At 69.8% G+C, this 21,337-nt stretch carries 16 protein-coding genes and 1 pseudogene; 10 read left to right on the top strand and 7 right to left on the bottom strand.

From position 1 onward, the window contains the following. Positions 1–113: 113 nt before the first annotated feature. Genes whiA through uvrC form a run of 4 tightly spaced genes read right to left on the bottom strand, consistent with a single transcriptional unit; the run spans position 114 to position 5,225 of the window. Positions 114–1,103, bottom strand: coding sequence for a DNA-binding protein WhiA (whiA, locus tag D1369_RS31050; protein WP_007381241.1), 990 nt, complete (start codon positions 1,101–1,103; stop codon positions 114–116). Next, positions 1,094–2,161, bottom strand: coding sequence for a uridine diphosphate-N-acetylglucosamine-binding protein YvcK (gene yvcK / locus D1369_RS31045; protein ID WP_007381242.1), 1,068 nt, complete (start codon positions 2,159–2,161; stop codon positions 1,094–1,096). Before yvcK ends, whiA begins: the two co-directional genes overlap by 10 nt. Then, positions 2,158–3,117 carry an RNase adapter RapZ gene (gene rapZ / locus D1369_RS31040; RefSeq protein WP_007381243.1) on the bottom strand — a complete coding sequence of 320 codons (960 nt, stop codon included), beginning with the start codon at positions 3,115–3,117 and terminating at the stop codon, positions 2,158–2,160. The genes yvcK and rapZ overlap by 4 nt, the downstream gene beginning before the upstream one ends. Further along, positions 3,114–5,225 carry an excinuclease ABC subunit UvrC gene (uvrC, locus tag D1369_RS31035; protein WP_037899559.1) on the bottom strand — a complete coding sequence of 704 codons (2,112 nt, stop codon included), beginning with the start codon at positions 5,223–5,225 and terminating at the stop codon, positions 3,114–3,116. Before uvrC ends, rapZ begins: the two co-directional genes overlap by 4 nt. Between uvrC and D1369_RS43155 the strand changes: the two genes are divergently transcribed. From D1369_RS43155 to D1369_RS31020, 4 genes are all read left to right on the top strand, one after another. After that, entirely contained in the window at positions 5,224–5,499 is a 276-nt protein-coding gene (locus tag D1369_RS43155) for a hypothetical protein (protein ID WP_007381245.1), read from the top strand. The two genes, uvrC and D1369_RS43155, sit on opposite strands and share 2 nt — an antisense overlap. A 212-nt stretch (positions 5,500–5,711) precedes the next feature. Continuing rightward, entirely contained in the window at positions 5,712–6,668 is a 957-nt protein-coding gene (locus D1369_RS31030) for a hypothetical protein (RefSeq protein ID WP_007381246.1), read from the top strand. Positions 6,669–6,803: 135 nt separating this feature from the next. Then, positions 6,804–8,015, top strand: coding sequence for a LacI family DNA-binding transcriptional regulator (locus D1369_RS31025; protein ID WP_007381247.1), 1,212 nt, complete (start codon positions 6,804–6,806; stop codon positions 8,013–8,015). A gap of 91 nt (positions 8,016–8,106) precedes the next feature. Beyond that, positions 8,107–9,018: a carbohydrate kinase gene (locus D1369_RS31020; protein WP_118082729.1), complete on the top strand. Its 912-nt coding sequence runs from the start codon at positions 8,107–8,109 to the stop codon at positions 9,016–9,018. Between the two features lie 90 nt (positions 9,019–9,108). On the opposite strand, the gene uvrA is transcribed toward D1369_RS31020, so the two are convergent. Further along, positions 9,109–12,147 carry an excinuclease ABC subunit UvrA gene (gene uvrA / locus D1369_RS31015; protein ID WP_118082728.1) on the bottom strand — a complete coding sequence of 1,013 codons (3,039 nt, stop codon included), beginning with the start codon at positions 12,145–12,147 and terminating at the stop codon, positions 9,109–9,111. A gap of 223 nt (positions 12,148–12,370) precedes the next feature. Here uvrA and D1369_RS31010 point away from each other — a divergent pair, with 223 nt between their 5' ends. Both D1369_RS31010 and D1369_RS31005 read left to right on the top strand, forming a co-directional pair. Further along, complete coding sequence (locus D1369_RS31010) at positions 12,371–13,057, top strand: maleylpyruvate isomerase family mycothiol-dependent enzyme (RefSeq protein WP_007381250.1); 687 nt, start codon at positions 12,371–12,373, stop codon at positions 13,055–13,057. Positions 13,058–13,066: 9 nt separating this feature from the next. Continuing rightward, positions 13,067–13,717: an MBL fold metallo-hydrolase gene (locus tag D1369_RS31005; protein WP_007381251.1), complete on the top strand. Its 651-nt coding sequence runs from the start codon at positions 13,067–13,069 to the stop codon at positions 13,715–13,717. A 662-nt stretch (positions 13,718–14,379) separates the two neighbouring features. On the opposite strand, the gene D1369_RS31000 is transcribed toward D1369_RS31005, so the two are convergent. Then, positions 14,380–15,366, bottom strand: coding sequence for an aminoglycoside phosphotransferase family protein (locus D1369_RS31000; protein WP_037899564.1), 987 nt, complete (start codon positions 15,364–15,366; stop codon positions 14,380–14,382). Positions 15,367–15,406: 40 nt separating this feature from the next. Further along, positions 15,407–15,661 carry a tyrosine-type recombinase/integrase gene (locus tag D1369_RS30995; RefSeq protein ID WP_007381253.1) on the bottom strand — a complete coding sequence of 85 codons (255 nt, stop codon included), beginning with the start codon at positions 15,659–15,661 and terminating at the stop codon, positions 15,407–15,409. A gap of 63 nt (positions 15,662–15,724) precedes the next feature. Between D1369_RS30995 and D1369_RS30990 the strand changes: the two are divergent. The 4 genes and pseudogenes from D1369_RS30990 (at position 15,725) to D1369_RS30975 (ending at position 21,276) form a co-directional block, all read left to right on the top strand. Further along, positions 15,725–16,504: pseudogene (locus D1369_RS30990) on the top strand (integrase). 644 nt (positions 16,505–17,148) lie between these two features. Further along, positions 17,149–18,129 carry an ABC transporter permease gene (locus tag D1369_RS30985; protein ID WP_007381257.1) on the top strand — a complete coding sequence of 327 codons (981 nt, stop codon included), beginning with the start codon at positions 17,149–17,151 and terminating at the stop codon, positions 18,127–18,129. A gap of 55 nt (positions 18,130–18,184) precedes the next feature. Continuing rightward, positions 18,185–19,144 carry an ABC transporter permease gene (locus tag D1369_RS30980; protein WP_007381258.1) on the top strand — a complete coding sequence of 320 codons (960 nt, stop codon included), beginning with the start codon at positions 18,185–18,187 and terminating at the stop codon, positions 19,142–19,144. Positions 19,145–19,149: 5 nt separating this feature from the next. Beyond that, on the top strand, positions 19,150–21,276 hold the full coding sequence (locus D1369_RS30975) for an ABC transporter ATP-binding protein (RefSeq protein WP_205574537.1): 2,127 nt from the start codon (positions 19,150–19,152) through the stop codon (positions 21,274–21,276). Positions 21,277–21,337: the final 61 nt, after the last annotated feature.

Raw genomic sequence — 21,337 nt, 5'->3', positions numbered from 1 at the left:
GAACAGATGCCAGGCTCATGACAGTTCATGATCCAGTCAAGGGTGCCTCACGGATACGCGAACGCCGGTGCCGACACCCAAGTGGGCGTCGGCACCGGCGTGGTGAAGGGCGGTCAGCCGACCAGGTTGTCGGCCATCTCCTCCGTGATGCTGGACTCCGTGCCCGGAATGCCGAGGTCGGAGGCGCGCTTGTCGGCCATGGCCAGCAGTCGGCGGATACGGCCGGCGACGGCGTCCTTGGTCAGCGGCGGGTCGGCGAGCGCGCCCAGCTCCTCCAGGGAGGCCTGCTTGTGCTCCATGCGCAGCCGCCCGGCGGCGGCGAGGTGCTCGGGCACGTCGTCGGCGAGGATCTCCAGGGCCCGCTGGACGCGCGCTCCGGCGGCGACGGCCGCGCGGGCGGAGCGGCGCAGGTTGGCGTCGTCGAAGTTGGCGAGACGGTTCGCCGTGGCCCGCACCTCGCGGCGCATCCGGCGCTCCTCCCAGGCGAGCACCGACTCATGGGCACCCAGACGAGTGAGCAGGGCGCCGATCGCGTCACCGTCCCGGACGACCACGCGGTCCACGCCGCGGACCTCGCGGGCCTTGGCGGCGATCGACAGACGGCGGGCGGCGCCGACCAGCGCGAGCGCGGCCTCCGGGCCCGGGCAGGTCACCTCCAGGGAGGAGGAGCGGCCGGGCTCGGTGAGCGAGCCGTGCGCCAGGAAGGCCCCGCGCCAGGCGGCCTCGGCGTCACAGGTGGCACCGGAGACGACCTGCGGGGGCAGGCCCCGGATGGGGCGGCCCCGGCCGTCCACCAGGCCGGTCTGGCGGGCCAGCTGGTCACCGCCGGCGACGACCCGGACGACGTAACGCGAACCGCGGCGCAGCCCGCCGGGTGCCATCACGATCAGTTCGGAGCTGTGGCCGAAGATCTCCAGGATGTCCCGCTTGAGTCTGCGGGCCGCCATCGCGGTGTCCAGCTCCGCCTCGATCACAATGCGCCCGCTCACCAGGTGGAGGCCGCCGGCGAACCGCAGAACAGCGGAGACCTCCGCCTTCCTGCAGCAGGTCCGGGTGACGGGAAGCCGGGAGATCTCGTCCTTCACCGCTGCCGTCATCGCCATGGGCCGATCCTTCCATGCATCCGAAAAATACGGTCGTACGCGGCGGCCAACAGCTCCGGGTCGTGCCTCGGGGTCCCGTCGGGCCGGGCCACCGGCGCCAGCTCGACCGCGGCGCCGAACCGCTTGGCGGCATCGGTCAGCGAATCGCGGTCGGGCACGGCGGCCTGGTCGGCCAGCACCACGTCCAGGGCGAGTTTAGGGGCGTGTCGTCCCAAAACCTCCAAATGACGCTGCGGGGAGAAGCCATCGGTTTCTCCCGGCTGCGGTGCGAGGTTCAGGGAGAGTACCCGGCGCGCCTTCGTCTGGATGAGCGCGTCCAGGAGTTCGGGCACCAGCAGGTGCGGGATGACCGAGGAGAACCAGGAGCCGGGGCCGAGGACCACCCAGTCCGCGTCCCGGACGGCCTCGACCGCCTCGGGGACCGCGGGCGGGTCGTGCGGCACCAGGTGCACGGACTGCACCTCGCCCGGGGTCAGGGCCACGGTCGCCTGTCCCCGTACGGTGTCCACGTCGTCGGGCCGCTTCGGATCGTGCCCCTTGACCAGGGCCTGGAGCTCCAGGGGTACGGCGGACATGGGCAGCACGCGCCCGTGCGCGCCCAGCAGCCTGCCGACCAGGTCGAGGGCCTGGACATGGTCGCCGAGCTGCTCCCACAGGGCGACGATCAGCAGATTGCCGACCGCGTGTTCGTGCAGGTCGCCCTTGGACTGGAAGCGGTGCTGGATGACCCGGGCCCAGGTCTGGCCCCAGTCGTCGTCGCCGCACAGCGCGGCCAGCGCCTTGCGCAGGTCACCGGGCGGCAGCACGCCCAGTTCGTCGCGCAGGCGCCCGCTGGAGCCGCCGTCGTCGGCCACGGTGACGACGGCGGTGAGGTCGCCGGTGATCCGGCGCAGGGCGGTGAGCGAGGCCGACAGGCCCATGCCGCCGCCGAGCGCCACCACCTTGGGCTGGGCTCCGCGCCGCCGGGGTCTCGCCCCGCGGGCCTCGACGGACCTGCCTGCGCGTCCCTCGGGCACCGTCCGGCGCAGCCTGCTCAGCCGCGAAGAACGTCCTGTCATTCCCGTCCCATGTCCCGGTGCACGACCACCGTCTCGACACCTTCGGCCGAGAGGCGCGCGGCGAGCTTCTCCGAGGTGGCGACCGAGCGGTGCTTGCCTCCGGTGCAGCCGATGGCGATCGTCACGTACCGCTTGCCCTCGCGGCGGTAGCCGGCCGCGACGAGCCGGAGCAGCTCGGCGTACCGGTCGAGGAACTCCTTGGCGCCGGGCTGGTTGAAGATGTACGCCGACACCTCCTCGTTGAGCCCGGTGAAGGGGCGCAGCTCCGGGACCCAGTGCGGGTTGGGCAGGAAGCGCATGTCCGCGACCAGGTCGGCGTCGACCGGGAGGCCGTACTTGAAGCCGAAGGACATGACGGTGGCGCGGAGCTCGGGCTCCTCCTCGCCGGCGAACTGGGCGTCCATCTTGGCGCGCAGCTCGTGGACGTTGAGGCTGGAGGTGTCGATGACCAGGTCGGCGTCGCCGCGCAGCTCGCGCAGGAGCTCGCGCTCGGCGTCGATGCCGTCGACGATACGGCCGTCGCCCTGCAGGGGGTGCGGGCGGCGCACGGACTCGAAGCGGCGCACCAGGGCCTCGTCGGAGGACTCCAGGAACACGATCCGCCGCGTGACGTGCTTGGCCTCCAGGTCGGCGAGGGACTCGCGGAGGTTGTCGAAGAAGCGCCGGCCGCGGACGTCGACCACCACCGCGATCCGGGCGACATTGCCCTGCGAGCGGGCGCCGAGCTCCACCATGGTGGGGATCAGCGCGGGCGGGAGGTTGTCGACGACGAACCAGCCGAGGTCCTCCAGACACTTCGCGGCGGTCGAGCGGCCGGCACCGGACATGCCGGAGATGATCACCAGCTCGGGGATGGCCGCCTCCGGGACTCCGCCCGCGTCGAGGCTCGCGCCCGTGGTCACCTGTGCGTCGTCTCCGCTCTGGTCCTGTCGTTCTTCGTGCTCGTTCACATTCATGTCTCCTGCCCCCGTCGTTCGTCCGGGGCACCCGCCGTCACGGGGTCCCCACCGGAACCCGTGGTGCCGGGTTCCTCCTCATCCATGATCTCTCCAGTCGCCGTGTTCACGGCGGGCGCGGCCGGGGCCGCCTGGGCGAGGGCCACGGCGATCGTCTCGGCCGTCTTGCGGCCTATGCCGGGGACCTCGCAGATCTGGTCGATGGTGGCGGATCGTAGTTTCTTCAAGGACCCGAAATGTTTCAGCAGGGCCTGCTTGCGCGTGTCCCCGAGCCCGGGGACGTCGTCGAGCGGGCTCGACCGGAAACGCTGGGCCCGCTTGGTGCGCTGGTAGGTGATCGCGAAGCGGTGGGCCTCGTCACGGACCCGCTGGAGAAGGTACAGGCCTTCGCTGGTGCGGGGCAGCACGACCGGGTCCTCGTCGTCCGGCAGCCAGACCTCCTCCAGGCGCTTGGCGAGGCCGCAGACGGCGATGTCGTCGATGCCGAGCTCGTCCAGGGCCTTCTTGGCGGCGGCCACCTGGGGCTGTCCGCCGTCGACGACGACGAGCTGGGGCGGGTAGGCGAACTTCTTGGGGCGGCCGTCGTCGTCCTTGAGGCCGCTCTCGGGGACGCCCTGGGGACCGGTCCCGGAGACGGCCGGGACGTCGTTGCCGGAGGCGTCCTTGAGGTCGGTCTGGGAGGCGTCGTCCACCCACTCGCCCGTCTTCTCCTTCTCGGCCAGGTACCGCTTGAACCGGCGGGAGATCACCTCGTGCATGGACCGGACGTCGTCCTGGCCGGCGAAGCCCTTGATCTGGAAGCGGCGGTACTCGCTCTTGCGCTGGAGCCCGTCCTCGAAGACGACCATGGACGCGACCACGTCGTCGCCCTGGAGGTGGGAGATGTCGTAGCACTCGATCCGGAGCGGGGCACTGTCCAGGTCGAGGGCCTCGGCGATCTCCTCCAGGGCACGCGAGCGCGTGGTCAGGTCGGAGGCGCGCTTGGTCTTGTGCAGGGCGAGCGCCTGGAGGGCGTTGCGCTGCACGGTCTCCATGAGGGCCTTCTTGTCGCCGCGCTGCGGGATGCGCAGGGAGACACCCGACCCGCGGCGCTCGGCGAGCCACTCCTGGACCGGCTCGACCGGCTCGGGAAGGGCGGGGACGAGGACCTCCTTGGGGACCGAGTCGCCCCTCTCCTCGCCGTAGAGCTGCTGGAGGGCGTGCTCGACGAGGGCGCCGGTGGTGATCTCCTCGACCTTGTCGGTGACCCAGCCGCGCTGGCCGCGCACGCGCCCGCCGCGCACATGGAAGATCTGGACGGCGGCCTCCAGCTCGTCCTCGGCGACCGCGATCAGGTCGGCGTCGGTCGCGTCGGCGAGCACGACGGCGCTCTTCTCCATGGCCTTCTTCAGGGCCCCTATGTCGTCGCGCAGGCGGGCCGCCCGCTCGTACTCCATCTCCTCGGCCGCGTCCGTCATCTGCTTCTCCAGACGGCGGATGTAGGTCCCGGTGCGGCCGGCCATGAAGTCGCAGAACTCCTCGGCCAGATCGCGGTGTTCGTCGGCCGAGACGCGGTCGACGCAGGGCGCCGAGCACTTGCCGATGTAGCCGAGGAGACAGGGGCGGCCGGTGCGGGTGGCGTTCTTGAAGACGCCGGCGGAGCAGGTGCGGACGGGGAAGACGCGCAGGAGGAGGTCGACGGTGTCACGGATCGCCCACGCGTGTCCGTACGGCCCGAAGTACCGGACGCCCTTCCGCTTGTGGCCGCGCATCACCTGCACGCGCGGGAACTCCTCGTTCATCGTCACCGCGAGGTACGGGTAGCTCTTGTCGTCGCGGTACTTGACGTTGAACCGGGGGTCGTACTCCTTGATCCAGGAGTACTCCAGCTGCAGGGCCTCGACCTCCGTGGACACCACCGTCCACTCCACGGACGCGGCCGTGGTCACCATGGTGCGGGTGCGGGGGTGGAGGCTCGCCAGGTCCTGGAAGTAGTTCGCCAGGCGCTGACGCAGGCTCTTCGCCTTTCCGACGTAGATCACCCGGCGGTGCTCGTCACGGAACCTGTACACCCCGGGGGTGTCCGGGATCTCCCCTGGTTTGGGGCGGTAGCTGGAGGGGTCGGCCATGTCTCACACCCTACTGGCGAGGGCCGACACTCCGGTGAGCCTGTGGACAACGGCCGGGGTCCGTCCGGCCCTGGCCCCTGTCCCCCGTACGACGGCGGTGGAACCGGCCCGCAGTGTGTCCTGCGTCATCATCCTGATCTCCACGCACGCACGAGAGGACTTCGAGGAGCTGATCGCCGGCGGCCCGGCGCGGGGGTTCCTGCCCAAGTCGGCGCTGTCGGCGAGGGCGATCAGGGAGCTGCTGGACGGCGACGGACAGGCCTCCGCCACCTGAGCGGGCGGGGTCACGGACCGGACGGGAGTACACCGCGGTTCGGCGACAGGTGTTGTCGGGACTTGGTCAACACGCTTCAATGCGGGGGAACTCGGGGCCGGGAACGACGGCGTACGGATGTGAAGCCTCCCCCGGCACTGCCACGGACGGCCCCGACACACCCTCACGAACGGCCCGACCAGCCGCCCGGACCTGTACAGAAAGGCCCCTGCATGCCGCACGCCACACAGCACGCGGACGTCGTGAGCGTCGCCGACGCGGAACTGGACTCGGCCCTGCGAGGCGGCCCCTTCCATGTCGCGCTGCGTGCGGCGATCGCCGCACGGGGGCTGCCGCTTCAGCGCGTCCAGCACCATCTGTCGCGCTACGGGGTCAAGGTCGGTGTCACCAGCCTGAGTTACTGGCAGCAGGGCGCCCGGCGCCCGCAGCGACCCGAGTCGCTGCGGGCCGTACGGGCACTGGAGGAGATCCTTCAGCTACCCGAGGAGTCGCTGATCCGGCTGCTCGCCGAGGACGACGACCGGTCGGCCGCCGAGCGGCCCGCGGCCCGCTCCTACCGCTCCCTCCTCGCGGCCTCGGACGTCCTCGGACAGCTCCTCGGCGAGCTGGACGCGCCGCCTGACGGCGGGCTGCACACCCTCGGCCATCACGAGCGGATAGGCATCGGGGCGCATCGTGAGCTGCGCAGCCGCGAGTCGCACCACATCGTGCGCGCCCAGCGCGAGGGCGTCGACCGCTTCATCGCCGTCCACCACGGCGACCCGGGGTGCGTGCCGGAGCTCATGACCGTGCACGCCCTGGAGAACTGCCGTACGGGACGCGTCCGTTCGCACCACGACACCGGGGTGCTCGTGGCGGAGCTGCTCCTCGATGCCCGGCTGCGGGCCGGTGACACCTTCCTGTTCCGTTACTGCGTCGAGGACGGCACGGCCGGGGTGTCCCGCGAGTACGTCCGCGGCTTCGCCTCGCCCGGCGGGCAGTACGCGCTCCAGGTCCGGTTCGACGAGAACGCCCTGCCGCTGCGCTGCCACCGCTTCGCCCAGCACTCCCCCGCCGCACCCCGCAGCGGCCGTCGGGAACTGTCCCTCACCGGCCACCACCACTCGGTGCACCTGGTGGAGCCACGGGTGCGGTCGGGGGTGGTGGGGATCGGCTGGGACTGGGAGTGAACGGTGCGACGGGAGGGCGGTGACGGCGCGTAAACGCTTGCGCAAGCGTTTACGCGGGCTGCTGAATGGGATACCTTCCGGGCCGTGGGCTGCCGTTCCGGTGGCCTGTGAGCGCCGTTCCGGGAGGGGAACCCGATGCCGACCATGGCCGACGTGGCACGCAGTGCGGGGGTGTCCGTGGCGACCGTCTCGCACGTCCTCAACGGCACCAGGCCGGTCCTGCCCCACACCCGCCAGGCCGTGCTGGACGCCGTCGACGAGCTCGGCTACACCCCCAACACCCTGGCCCGTTCCCTGGTGACCTCCCGCACCCGCTCCATCGGGCTCGCGGTGTCGGCGATCAGCAACCCGTACTTCACGGAGATCCTCCAGGGCGTCGAGGCGGGCGCGCTGGAACACGGCTACAGCCTGCTCATCGCCGATCCGCACGACGACCCCGAGCACGAGCGCAAGGTCGTCCAGCTGCTGCACGAACGGCGCGTGGACGGCATGATCGTCGCGCCCTCGGCGGACCCGCGCGAACTCGTCTCCTACCTCGGGCGCCATCAGGTCCCGACGGTGTTCCTCGACCGGGTGATCGACGGGGTGAGCGGGGGTGTGGCCGGCGAGAACGTGGCCGGCAGTGGTGCGGAAGGTGAGGTGACCGGGGGTGGTGCGGTCGGTGGTGGGGGCGACGTCCCTGTCGACGTCCCTGTCGACGCGTCGGTGGACGGCCCAGTGGAGGGCCCGGTGGGCGCCCCTGCGGACGGCCCGGTGAAGGGCCCGGTGGACGCCACGGTGGACAGTCCGCAGCCCTTCGACCAGGTCTGCGCCGAGAACATCCAGCCGATGGCCGAGCTGGTCACCCATCTCGCCGGACTCGGTCACCGGCGCATCGGACTGGTGGCCGGCCTGCCCGGACTGAGCACCACCGCCGAACGGATCGCCGGGTACCGGCAGGGTCTCACCGCCGCCCGCCTCCCCTACGACGATCACCTGGTCGTCCACGGCGACTCCGAGTCGGCCGGAGCCGAACGGGCCACGGCCGCCCTGCTCTCCCTCGCCGCACCGCCCACCGCCCTCGTGACCGCCAACAACGCGATGACCATCGGCGCCCTGCGCGCCCTGCGCGAGCGCGGCCTTTCGGTGCCGGACGACCTCGCCCTGTGCTGTTTCGACGACTTCGCCTGGGCCGACCTGTTCTCGCCCCGGCTCACCGCGATCGCCCAGCCCAGCAGGGACATCGGCGCGCAGGCGGTCCGTGTGCTCCTGGAACGCCTCGACCGTCCGGACCGGCCCGCCCGGACCGTGCGCCTGGACTGCACGTTCATGCATCGCACGTCGTGCGGCTGCCCGGACTCCGGGTGACGGGAGCGGCCCTGCCAGTGCGGCCGGCCCCTCCGGTTCTCCCTCTCCTCCCAGCACCTTCAGCCCCGCAGTTCGAGAAAGGACCCGTTTCGTGATCGTCGTCGCCGGTGAGGCCCTGATCGATCTGGTACCGCAGGGCAGGGGTGCCCTCGCGGGTCTCACGCCGGCGCTCGGCGGCGGCCCCTACAACACCGCCGTGGCCCTCGGCCGGCTCGGCTCCCCCACCGCCTTCTGCTCCCGCACCTCGCGCGACGCCTTCGGCGAGGCCCTGCTCGACGGGCTCCGGGATGCGGGGGTGGACGTGTCCGCCGTGCAGCGCGGCCCGGAACCCACCACACTCGCCGTCGCCACCATCGACACCGCCGGCTCGGCCGCCTACTCGTTCTACGTCGACGGCACCGCCGACCGCCTGTTCGCCGCCCCCGCCGAACTCCCCGCCGGCACGCGCGCGGTGTCCTTCGGCACCTGCTCGCTCGTCCTGGAACCGGGGGCCAGCGCCTACGAGGAACTGCTGCGGGCCGCGGCAGCGCAGGGTGTGTTCACCGCGCTCGACCCGAACATCCGGGCCGGGCTGATCCCCGACGCGGACGCCTACCGGGCCCGGTTCAAGAGCTGGCTGCCGTCGGTGTCGCTGCTCAAGCTCTCCCAGGAGGACGCGCTGTGGCTGGGCGGCACTCCGAGCGAGTGGCTGGCCGCGGGGCCCTCGGCCGTCGTGGTCACCCAGGGCGGTGACGGGCTGACCGTGTTCACCCGGGACGGGGCGGTGCTGCCGGTCCCGGGCGAGAAGGTCGACGTCGTGGACACGATCGGCGCGGGCGACACGGTGAACGCGGCCCTGCTGCACGGCCTCGCCGCCCTCGACGCGCTGGCCCCGGAGGCGCTCGCCGGCCTGGGCGTCGAGGACTGGACCCGGCTGCTGCGGTTCGCGGCACGCGCGGCGGCGATCACCTGCTCACGAGCCGGGGCGCAGCCGCCGTACGCCTCGGAGCTGGGCGAGCTGTAGGGGCTGCAAAAGGAGCGGTGCCCCCGCAGGGAGTTCCCTGCGGGGGCACCGCTTCTTCGCGTGTCCGGTCTCGCGCGGCCGTCGGGCGACTCAGGCCTTGCGGGCCCGGGTCGTCTTCTTGGCGGGCGTGGCCTTCTTGGTGGCTTCGGCGGCCTTCTTGGTCGCCGTCGTCCTGGCCGTCGCCGTCTTCTTCGCCGTGGACTTGGCGGCGACCGTCTTCTTCGCCGCGGCCGTCTTCCTGGCCGGTGCCTTGCGCGGGGCCTTCACCGAGGTCCCGTCGCTGATCCGGTCGGCGCCGAGGATCTCCCTGAGGAACTTGCCGGTGTGGCTGGCCGGGACTCCGGCGACGTCCTCCGGGGTGCCCTCGGCGACGACGAGTCCGCCGCCCGCGCCCCCCTCGGGGCCCATGTCGACGACCCAGTCGGCCGTCTTGATCACATCGAGGTTGTGCTCGATGACGATGACGGTGTTGCCCTTGTCGACCAGCCCTGACAGGACCTTCAGCAGCTTGCTGATGTCCTCGAAGTGCAGACCGGTGGTCGGCTCGTCCAGGACGTAGACCGTACGGCCCGTGGAGCGCTTCTGGAGCTCGCTGGCGAGCTTCACGCGCTGGGCCTCACCGCCGGACAGGGTGGTCGCGGCCTGCCCGAGCCGGACGTAGCCGAGGCCGACGTCCTTGAGGGTGTTGAGGTGGCGGGCGATCGCGGGGACGGCGTCGAAGAACTCCGTCGCCTCCTCGATCGGCATGTTCAGGACGTCGGCGATGGACTTGCCCTTGTAGTGGACCTCCAGGGTCTCCCGGTTGTAGCGGGCGCCGTGGCAGACCTCGCACGGGACGTAGACGTCCGGGAGGAAGTTCATCTCGATCTTGATGGTGCCGTCGCCCGCGCAGTTCTCGCAGCGGCCGCCCTTGACGTTGAAGGAGAAGCGGCCGGGCATGTAGCCGCGGACCTTCGCCTCGGTGGTCTCGGCGAACAGCTTGCGGACGTGGTCGAAGACGCCGGTGTAGGTCGCCGGGTTGGATCGCGGGGTGCGGCCGATGGGCGACTGGTCGACGTGCACGACCTTGTCGACGAGGTCGTCGCCGTCCACGCGCGTGTGCCGGCCCGGGACACTCCTCGCGCCGTTGAGCTCGCGCGCCAGGTGGGTGTACAGGATGTCGTTGACCAGGGTCGACTTTCCGGAGCCGGAGACACCGGTGACCGCGGTGAACACGCCCAGCGGGAAGGACACGTCGATGTCCTGGAGGTTGTTCTCGCGGGCCCCGTGCACCGTGAGCCGCCGGGACGGGTCGAGGGGGCGGCGGATGTCGGGCAGCGGGATGGCCTTCTTGCCCGACAGGTACTGGCCCGTCTCCGACTCGGCGTTGACCAGGAGCTCCTTCAGGGAGCCGCTGTGCACGACCTTGCCGCCGTGCTCGCCCGCGCCGGGGCCGATGTCGACGATCCAGTCGGCGACCTTGATGGTGTCCTCGTCGTGCTCGACGACGATGAGCGTGTTGCCCATGTCGCGCAGCCGGACCAGGGTCTCGATCAGCCGGTGGTTGTCGCGCTGGTGCAGGCCGATGGACGGCTCGTCGAGGACGTACAGGACGCCGACGAGTCCGGAGCCGATCTGGGTGGCCAGACGGATGCGCTGGGCCTCGCCGCCGGAGAGGGTGCCGGCCGCGCGGTTCAGCGAGAGGTAGTCCAGGCCGACGTCGACCAGGAACTTCAGCCGCTCGTTGACCTCCTTGAGGACGCGCTCGGCGATCTTCTTGTCACGGGCACTGAGCTTCAGCTCGCCCAGGAAGTCCGCGCAGTCGCTGATGGACATGCCGGAGACCTCGGCGATCGACCTGCCCATGACGGTGACCGCGAGGACGAGCGGCTTGAGGCGGGTGCCCTCACAGGTGGGGCAGGGCACCTCGCGCATGTAGCCCTCGAAGCGCTCGCGGCTGGCGTCGCTCTCGGACTCGCTGTGCCGGCGCTTGACGAAGGGCACGGCCCCTTCGAACGGGGTCGTGTAGACCCGCTCGCGGCCGTACCGGTTGCGGTAGCGGACCTCGATCTGCGTCTTGTGGCCGTGGAGCAGGGCCTTCTTGGCGCGCTGCGGCAGTCCCGCGAAGGGGATGTCCGTCCGGAACCCGAGCGCGTCCGCGAGGGCGCCGATCAGACGGCCGAAGTAGTCCTTGGTGTGTCCGTGCGACCAGGGGTGGATGGCACCCTCGTCGAGGGACTTGTCCTCGTCCGGGACGATCAGCTCCGGGTCGACCTCCATGCGCGTGCCGATGCCGGTGCACTCGGGGCAGGCGCCGAAGGGCGAGTTGAAGGAGAAGGAGCGGGGCTCCAGTTCCTCGAAGGACAGGTCGTCGTACGGGCAGTACAGGTGCTCCGAGAACATCCGCTCGCGCTCGGGGTCGTCCTCGGGGAGGTCGACGAAGTCGAGCACGACCATGCCGCCGGACAGGCCGAGGGCGGTCTCCACGGAGTCGGTGAGGCGGCGCTTGGCGGAGTCCTTCACCGTGAGGCGGTCGATGACCACCTCGATGGTGTGCTTCTCCTGCTTCTTCAGGGTGGGCGGGTTGGAGAGTTGGACGGTCTCGCCGTCCACCCGCGCGCGGCTGTAGCCCTTGGTCTGGAGGTCCGCGAAGAGGTCGACGAACTCTCCCTTGCGCTCCCGCACCAGCGGCGAGAGCACCTGGAAGCGGCTCCCCTCCGGCAGCTCCAGGACCCGGTCGACGATGGCCTGCGGCGACTGGCGCGAGATCGGACGGCCACACTCCGGACAGTGCGGCTTGCCGATGCGCGCGAAGAGCAGACGCAGGTAGTCGTAGACCTCGGTGATGGTGCCGACCGTCGAGCGCGGGTTGCGCGAGGTCGACTTCTGGTCGATGGAGACCGCGGGCGAGAGGCCCTCGATGAAGTCGACGTCGGGCTTGTCCATCTGGCCGAGGAACTGGCGGGCGTACGAGGAGAGCGACTCCACGTAGCGCCGCTGGCCCTCGGCGAAGATGGTGTCGAAGGCCAGGGAGGACTTGCCCGACCCGGACAGGCCCGTGAAGACGATGAGCGAGTCGCGAGGCAGGTCGAGCGAGACGTTCTTCAGGTTGTGCTCGCGCGCGCCACGGACGATGAGACGGTCGGCCACGCCGGTCCGCACCTTTCTTGAGAGAAGTGACAGGGGCGGGGCCCCCGTGCTTTCTCAGACTAGGGGGAGCCACTGACAACGCCGGTCGGATTCCCGGATGCATAACAATCCCCGGCCTTCCAGCATGCCCGACGCCGCACTCGACCATATAGCACGCGCATTCGATTTACGGCACTGCTTCACCACCTTCACCCAAAGGTGTGGCGGGGCTAGGGTCAGCACCATGATTGATCACGCTCATGACCTGGTGTCTGTACGTGGTGCGACCGAGCGCCTGCTGACCGCAGCCGCCGCCATGGACAACGCGGCCGTGACCAAGTCGTCACGGCTGCCGGGCTGGAGCCGCGGCCATGTCCTCGCGCACCTCTCCCGCAATGCCGACGCCCTGGTGAACGTTCTGCGGGGGCAGCCCATGTACGCCTCCGCGGAAGCGCGCGACGCCGACATCGAGCGGGACGCCCCGCGCCCCCTCGACGTCCAGCTCGCCGACCTCCGCGCGAGTGCCGCCCGCTTCGACGAGGCGGGGGCCGCACCGGCCGACTGGTCGCGCACGGTCGAGCTCCGCAACGGGGTCACCGACGCGGCGGCCCGGGTGCCGTTCCGGCGATGGGCCGAGGTGGAACTGCACCACGTGGACCTAGGGATCGGTTACGAGCTGGAGGACCTCCCGGAGGAGTTCACGCAGCGCGAGATCGACTTCCTGACGGACCGCTTCCGGGGCCACCCCGACGTACCCGCCCTCGTGGTCGAGGAGGACGACGGCCGCCGGATCCCGACGGGCGGCAACGGGGATCCCGCGCTCGTCGTCACCGGCCGCCAGGCGGACCTGCTCGGCTGGCTCGCCGGCCGCCGCGACGGCTCGGCGCTGACGGTCCACGGCGGCACTCTCCCCTCGCTGCCGCCGCTATAGGCTGCCGCCATGACGTACAGCGGACAGGTGACGGTCGGCGGGCCCGCCGACGTGCACGAGCTCAAGGACCTGATGATCACCAAGATCGCGGTCGGCCCGATGAACAACAACGCCTATCTGCTGCGCTGCCGGGCCACCGACGAGCAACTGCTGATCGACGCCGCCAACGAGGCGGACACCCTGCTGGGCATGATCGGTGACGACGGCATCGCGTCCGTCGTCACCACCCATCAGCACGGCGACCACTGGCAGGCGCTCGCAGCGGTCGTCGCGGCCACGCGTGCGCGTACGTACGCCGGCCGGGACGACGCCGAGGGCATCCCCGTCCCCACCGACGTGCCGGTCGACGACGGCGACGTCATCCGCGTGGGGCACGTCGAGCTGACCGCGCGCCACCTGGTCGGTCACACGCCCGGCTCGATCGCCCTCGTCTACGACGACCCGCACGGGCATCCCCATGTGTTCACCGGGGACTGCCTGTTCCCCGGGGGGCCTGGTCGGACAACACGTCCCGAGGACTTCGAGTCGTTGATGTCGGGCCTAGAAGCGAAGGTCTTCGTGCTCCCGGACGAGACCTGGATCTACCCGGGCCACGGCAACGACACCACGCTCGGCACCGAGCGGCCCCGCCTCGGCGAGTGGCACGAGCGGGGCTGGTAGGTCGGCGGCATCGCCGCCCTGGTGGCACTTGGGGATAGCCGCCTCTCTGGCAGTCGGTCGGAGCCGGCGACCGCCGCACCGAAACGGTCAGGGAAGAGTCCCGTACCCGCCGAGATGGCCGCCTGGACAGCTGCGTCGGCACCCGCCGGTGCAGCTGCGGGCAGGGCGGGCGTGACGATGCGTGCGATTCGACGCATGATCCTGCGGCCCGGGTCGGTTCGGTTCCTTCGCCCTCAAGGGTGTCGATCTCCTCGGCGAGTTCCTCGACGTCTTCCTGTGAGAGCTCCAGGGTCGGCGCGGTCTGCCGCAGCTGGGCGACGAGTGCGGCGAGCGCGTCTCCATCCACGCCCTGATTGACGGTCAGGGTGTTGCCTCCGGCCGTGGCGAGATTGCTGTCGGGGCGTCCCCTTGGACGACGACGCTGCCACGGTAGTTGTCACCGAAGTTGTTGGTGACGAGGAGGTTCTCGGCCTCAAAGGAGTCGACTGCAGCGAATATCTCGTCCCAGGTGACCTCCGTGCCGGCAAACCACCAGTGCTCGTCTCCGGCGAACTCCTGAAAAGCGAAGCCCGCCGACGCCTGCCCACCGCCACCTCCTGCGCAGAGTCGCCGTCACCGCCTGAGTCCTCCAACCGACCTGGCGCACAAGTGGTCTGGGAACGTCAGCCCAGGTCGGCCAGAACGGCGGCCACTGCGTCGTAGGTGTTCTTCACCCCAGCGGCGTTGCCCAGCCGGTGGCGCTCCAGTCGAACGGCACCAAGGTGCCGGACCTCGTAGACCAGCGAACGCCATACCGCGGCGGGAGAACCGTCCCGCTCCCCGTACGCCTCCCAGAACGCCACGCGCTCGTCCTGCTTCGCCGTCGCCATGCGGATCGTCCAGTCCGCGGCCGGGTCGCCCCACCAGGTGCGGTCCATGTCGAGCACCCCGGTGATCGTTGGCTCCGCGGCCCCGGCGTCGAGCATCACGTTGACCGTCCACAGGTCCCCGGTCAGCAGCCCCGGTTCGGTGACCTCGTCGAGCACGGCACGGTCGTGCGCGGCCACAGCGGCGACCTTCCGTACGTCGGCCGCGTCCAGGCCGGCACCGTCCAGGTCGGCGGCGATCTCCTCCAGCGACGTGATCACAGCCTCGCTCCACGTCCCGTGCCCCGGGCCGCCGACGGGCCCGAAGTGCGGTCCCCTCACGTCGTGCACGGAACGGGCGATCACGCCCATCTGCCGGAAGAACACCGGCCACGCCGTGCGCGGATACGTCCCCAGTTGCTCCGGAGCCGGGACGCCGTCCAGGTGGGTCTGGATCATCCAGTCCCGGCCGATCACCTCGTGCGACCAGTCCACGGCGAGGACCTGCGGCATCAGCGGCGCGATCACCGCCAGCCACGGCACGCTGCCGTACTCGTTGCGCATCAGGTGGCGCTCACTGTGGAACTGGCGGCCCTCTTCCGGCGCGACCCGCAGGATCACCGGCCGATCCCGTCCGGCCAGGTTCACGCGGTACACGTTGTTGTACATCCCCGTGCCCAGCTCGACGGCGGACACCGGCGTGGCGGCGCCCCCGAACGCCCGTCGGCAGACGTTCCCGATGTCCTCGGCGCTCACCGACTGCTGGAATGCCTGCGGAACGCGCTCAATCGACCGGAATTCCATGGGCTCCCTTGATCTCGTGGCGGGCGCGGCCGGGCGGATGTCAGCGTCGACGGCGGCGGTTGTGCTCATCATTCTCGGCGGTGACGCGGGCGGAAATCTCCTCGCCGAGTTTGACGTAGTGACCCAGCGTCCCCAGGTGCTTGTGCCGGGACCTGGCCTGCAACTCGGGGGCGGAACGGCCCTTCTCCGCGAGGTGTCCGAGCCCGGAGTGCCGCAGTTGGTGCAGCGTGTGGACGGCCGCCTCCTGGGCTGATTTGAGCGTGTTCAGGTTCGACTGTGGTGGTGTGTGCGCCAAGAGAACTGCCTACGGGGGCCACCGTCCGTGGCGGCTCTCGGCGGGTGCGGCATGTCATCGAGTGTGTTGCTGCGATTTGCCTACCTGGCTGTGACGAACGCCTTCTCGGTCCTGCGGCTGCTGCCGATGAGCGACCGTGACAAGGACGTCGAGATCCTGGTCCTGCGACATCAGCTCACGGTCGTGCAGCGGCAGCTCGGGCTGTCAAGGTGAAGCTCGAACCCGAGCATCGGGCTTTCCTGGCCGCCCTCCTGGCAAACCTGCCCTGCGAGTCGCTGCGCCGACTGCGTCTGCTCGTGCGGGTCGACACGGTCCTGCGCCGGCACCGCGACCTGGTACGGCGGCGTCACGCGAGCGCCTCCCGGCCCCTGCGCCCGTCCTGAGGTTATCGCCGCATGCACGGCGAACTGGCCACCGTCGGGATCAAGGTGGCGGCGTCCACGGTCTGGGAGATCCTGAAAGCCGAGGGCATCGACCCGGCCCCCGACCTGGGGGCCACCACCTGGGCCGACTCCTGGCCTGCGAAGTCCCTGGCCGTCATCGAGCACGGAACCCGGCGCATCCGCGCCCTGGGTACCACGGCCCACCCGACCGCGTCCTCGGTCACTCAGGTGGCGAGGAGCCTTGTCATGGACCTCGAAGACGCGGGCGCGAGCGTCAAATATCCGCGTCCCCCGGATGAACTCCATCATGGAACGCTGGATCCAGACCTGCCGTCACGAACTCCTGGACCGCACCCTGGTCTGGAACCCATCCGCTCCGCTACGGGCCGCCCCGGAACCGATCACAGGTCCAGACCGAATCACCCGCCTGAGCATACGGCCGCTTGACCTGCATGGATGACGTTATCGGCAGGCACAGCGTCCCGCGCGTGCTCGGCGTCGACGCCTCGAAGCGGGTGATCACCTGGGGCGCCCTGCCACTCGGAGGGCTGGCCGGGGGCCTGCCGGGTCAAGCGCTTGGCGTCCACGCCGCGATCCTGCTTGGTCGCGGTGGGCTTCGTCCTGGTGCCGCGCGGACTGCCGCCCACACGTCTGTGGCGTACGGAGGGGCTTGAGGACATCGCACCCGCACGGTGAAGGGTGGTGTGAGGGATACCCCTCCGGCGGATCCGCATCCGCCCTTTTTTTACCGCGCGCTATCCGATGTCAATGAGGGATAACCCGCGCTTGAGGTCAGATTTCCGCAAAGTAGATCACGGATTCATCAAGACTCGCGACGCTCATTGACGCCGCCATAAATGAGTTGCGAAAGTCCACCCAACCTCCCAACCCCCCAAGTCCCCCTGGGGCCTGCGGAGTCCGGGCCAGGACGCGTACGAACACAAGGGCGGGTCATTCCAGGGTTGTTTCAGGAACGAAAATTCTGCGCACAGTCCGCACGGGGCTGACCGGCGTAACTGCTGTGCATTTATTCATGAGTTTGTCTGGAAGTCATCGCTCGAACCCGTAACGCCTGGGTGAGGGCCACACAAGAGAGCTGAGCACGTGGGCCGATTCATGTTGCGCCGTTTCGTCAACTACCTGGCGCTGGTCATCATCGCGGCCTCCCTCACGTACGCCCTCGCGGCGATCAGTCTCAACCCGAGAGCCAACTTCGAGGGCCGCAACCCGAAGCCCTCGGCCGCTTCGGTGACGTCCACGCTCAACGACTACAACCTCAACCCCGACAAGCCCCTCCTGGTCCGCTTCGGCCACTGGGCGAACGGCGTGGCGCACGGCGATCTCGGGCGTACCGTCACCGGCGGTCAGGTCAATGACGAGTTCGGCCGCCGGGTCGGCGTGAGCACCCGACTGCTGCTCATCTCGACGCTGCTGGGCTCCGTGGGCGGAGTCATGGTCGGCGCGTGGGGAGCCATCAGGCAATACCGGGCATCGGACCGAATCTCGACCCTGGCGTCATTCGGCGTGCTCGCCATGCCGGTCTTCGTGATCGCTGTAACGCTGAAGCTCTGGGCCATCGACCTCAACGACGCGGCGGGACACAAGGTCATCGAGTACACCGGGGAGTACGACCCCGGGTTGAGCGGCACGGGCGATATCCTCCTGAGCCGGCTTCAGCATCTGCTGCTGCCCAGCCTGACTCTGATCATCATCCAGATAGCTCTGTACAGCCGCTACCAGCGCAGTTCAATGCTCGACGTGCTGGGCAGCGACTTCCTGCGCACGGCCCGCGCCAAGGGTCTGAGCCGACGGGCCGCCCTGATGAAGCACGGTCTGCGCACCGCGGTCCTGCCGGTCGTGCCGCTTCTCGTCTACAACGTCGTCCTTCTCTTCACCGGCGCCACCTTCACCGAGAAGATCTTCGGCTGGCACGGTATGGGCGAGTGGCTGATCAACTCGATCAGCACCAATGACGTGAACGCCACCGCCGCCGTCGGCCTGTTCACCGCCGTGATCGTCCTGATCGCGGGCCTGTTGTCCGACCTGCTGTACGCGGCTCTCGATCCGCGCGTACGGGTGAGCTGAGCTCCTCTCGCCCCCGTCGAGCCCGTCCCGATCCCGCGCCCAGAGGAAAGCCCCCATGGCCGTCCAGACTCCTTCCGCACAACCCGCAGCACCCGTCGCCGTCACAGCCCAGCCGACCCCTCGACGCAGAAGCCGGACCCGACTCACCGCCATCCGCTTCGCGCGCAACCGCACAGCGCTCTTTGGACTGCTGATGCTCGCCCTGCTGTTCCTGATGGCCTATGTGGCCCCGCTGTTCTACAAGTGGAGCTATACGGACCTGGACTTCAACGCCTTCCAGCAGCCGCCGTCGGCCAGCCACTGGTTCGGCACCGACCAGACCGGCTCCGACCTGTTCGCGCTGACCGCCAGAGGCATGCAGAAGTCCCTGGTCATCGGTCTTCTCACCGGCGTGATCTGTACCGTTGTGGCAGCGGCCGTCGGGGCGAGCGCGGGCTACTTCGGCGGCTGGACGGACCGCGGCCTGATGTGGGTGGTGGACCTGCTGCTGGTGATGCCCAACTTCCTTATCATCGCGGTGCTTTCGCCCCTGTTCCAGGGGACGACCTGGCTGGTCTTCGTGGTGCTGCTGGCTGCGTTCAGCTGGATGATCACCGGCCGGGTGGTACGCAGCATGACGCTGACGCTGAAGGACCGTGAATTCGTCAAGGCCGCGAAGTACATGGGCGTACCGGCCCCGGTGATCATCTTCCGGCACATCCTGCCGTCGATGGCCTCGATGCTGATCATCGACGGAACCATCCAGGTGGGTACCGCGATCATCGGCGAGACCAGCCTGTCGTACTTCGGTTTCGGTGTGCAGGCGCCCGATGTGTCGCTCGGCACGGTGATTGCCACCGGCACTCCGGCCGCCCCCTCCTTTCCGTGGCTGTTCTACTTCCCGGCCGGCTGCCTCGTTCTGATCTGCCTGTCCATCGCCTTCATCGGCGACGGGCTGCGTGACGCCCTCGACCCCAACTCCAGCCGCGCCAAGGCCAGGAAGAACCGCAAGTCCCCGGAAGGACCCACGACGTGACCGCCATTCTGAGCAGCCGCGAGCTGACCGCAGAACCGGAGCTCGCCCCCGCTCTGGAAGTCACCGACCTGCATGTCACCTTCCCGAGCGAGGCCGGTGATGTCCGCGCGGTGCGCGGTGTCTCCTTCTCGGTGCGGCCGGGCGAGGTACTGGGCATCGTCGGTGAGTCGGGATCGGGCAAGTCGGTGTCGTCCATGGCTGTTCTTGGCCTGCTGCCCGAGACGGCCGCGGTGAGCGGCTCCGTAAAGCTCCACGGGAACGAGCTGCTGGGCCTGGACGACCGGTCGATGACCCGGATCCGCGGCAAGGACATCGCCATGGTCTTCCAGGACCCGCTGTCCGCGCTGACCCCCGTGTACACGGTGGGCGACCAGATAATCGAGGCCCTCCGGATCCACCAGGACCTGGACAAGGCCGCGGCCCGCAAGCGCACGATCGAACTGCTCGACATGGTCGGCATTCCCGACCCCGCCCGCCGGGTGGACGCCTTCCCGCACGAGTTCTCCGGCGGCATGCGGCAACGCGCGGTGATCGCGATGGCCATTGCCAACGACCCCAAAGTAATCATCGCCGACGAGCCGACCACCGCTCTGGACGTCACCATCCAGGCGCAGATCCTGGATGTCCTCAAGACCGCTCAGGAGGTCACCGGCGCCGCCATCGTCGTGATCACCCACGACCTCGGGGTGGTGGCCGGATTCGCCGACCGGGTCCAGGTGATGTACGCGGGCCGACCGGTCGAGACCGGTTCGGTGGACGAGGTCTACTACACGCCGCGCATGCCCTACACCATCGGCCTGCTGGGCTCGATCCCCCGGCTCGATGACGACCGGCAGCACGTCCTCACTCCCATCGACGGCAACCCGCCCTCGCTGCACGACCTGCCGCTGGGCTGCCCTTTCCAGACACGCTGCCCCATCGCCGTGGACCGCTGCCGCGAGGCCGAGCCGGAGCTGCTCGCGACGGAGGCCGACGCGGCGGACAACAGGAGCCACTTCACCGCCTGCCACCGCAGCCACGAAATGGCCGAGGGCGGCTCCCTTGTCCCCGCCGAGATCTACCCGGTACCGGAGCCGCCGCAGACGACGGCAGTGGCTCAGGTGCCCCGGGAGGAACGGGCGACGGTTCTGGAGATCGACGGCCTGGTCAAGCACTTCCCGCTGATGAAGGGCGCGGTGTTCAAGCGGCAGGTCGGCACCGTCCGGGCGGTGGACGGCATCGGCTTCGACATCCGCGAGGGCGAAACCCTGGGACTGGTCGGGGAGTCCGGCTGCGGCAAGACCACCACCCTTCTGGAGATCCTGGACCTGCCCAGCGGGCAGGCCGGGACGGTCACCGTGTTCGGCAGGGACATCCGGGGCCTCAAGGGCAGTGACCGCAAGGCACTGCGCCGCGACCTCCAAGTGGTCTTCCAGGACCCCTTGGCCGCTCTGGACGCCCGGATGCCGGTCGGTGACATCATCGCCGAACCGCTGACGACGCACGGCTGGGCCAAGAACCGGATCGCCGCCCGCGTACCCGAACTGCTGCGCCAAGTGGGACTCGATCCCGAACACGCAGAACGTTTCCCGGCGGAGTTCTCCGGCGGCCAACGGCAGCGCATCAGCATCGCCCGCGCGTTGGCGCTGGAACCCAAGCTGGTGATCCTCGACGAGCCGGTCTCGGCGCTGGACGTCTCCATCCAGGCCGGCGTGCTCAATCTGCTGGACGAACTCAAGGCCCGGCTCGGGCTGAGCTATCTCTTCGTCGCCCACGACCTGACCGTCGTACGGCACATCGCCGACCGGATCGCCGTGATGTACCTCGGACGGATCGTCGAACTGGGCAGCGCCGAGTCGATCTTCGAAGCTCCCTCCCACCCCTACACCCAGGCCCTGCTGTCGGCCGTGCCGCTGCCCGACCCGCACAAGGAGCGGCAGCGCAAGCGAATCCTGCTTACCGGCGATCTGCCGAGCCCGGCGGACGTACCGAGCGGCTGCCGGTTCCGCAACCGCTGCCCCAAGTTCACCGCCCTCGACGAGGCGGCCCGCACCCGCTGCCGCGACGAGGACCCGGCCCTGCACGACCTCACCGACAACCGTCCCGGCCACAGCGCCGCCTGCCACTACGCGGCGGCCGCCGCCGTGCTGTAGGCGCAACTCCCCTGCTTCTCACCGTCCCCGTCCCACTCTGCACCGTATGAGGAGAGCACCC

Source organism: Streptomyces sp. CC0208, from assembly GCF_003443735.1.
Classification (GTDB): domain Bacteria; phylum Actinomycetota; class Actinomycetes; order Streptomycetales; family Streptomycetaceae; genus Streptomyces; species Streptomyces sviceus.
This window is presented reverse-complemented; position numbering and strand designations above follow the sequence as displayed.